Raw genomic sequence first — 443 nt, 5'->3', positions numbered from 1 at the left:
ACCCACCTGGCCGGGGCCGCCCTCACCGCTTCCCTCCTGCGGGGCTTCGGGGTGGAGGTGGGCCTCCTGGAGGGCCTGGCCCTGGCCTGGGGGGCGGTGATGCCGGATGTGGACACCACCACCTCCGGCCCCGGCAAGTTCCTGAGGCCCCTCTCCACCTTCCTGGAAAGGCGCTTCGGCCACCGCACCCTCACCCACTCCCTGCCCTTCCTCCTGGCCCTCGCCCTCCTCCTCCTTCCCCTCCGCCAGGCGGCCCCGGGGGCCTATGGAGCCTTCCTGACGGGCTACCTCTCCCACCTCCTCCTGGACACCATGAATGTGAACGGGGTGCCCCTCCTCTGGCCCTGGCGGGTGCAGTTCTTCTTCTTCCCCTCCCGGGAGTGGAGAATCCGCTACGCCTCCCCCCAGGAGGCCACCCTGGCCCTCTTCCTCGCCCTCTCCGG

The 443-nt window shown here is 71.1% G+C and carries 1 protein-coding gene; it reads left to right on the top strand.

The features are described from left to right. Positions 1–443, top strand: a 443-nt coding sequence (locus ACYQ0J_RS00755; protein ID WP_460170291.1) for a metal-dependent hydrolase, incomplete at both ends; no start/stop codon positions are given.

The sequence above is a fragment of the Thermus sp. FJN-A genome (assembly GCF_054655095.1).
This window is presented reverse-complemented; position numbering and strand designations above follow the sequence as displayed.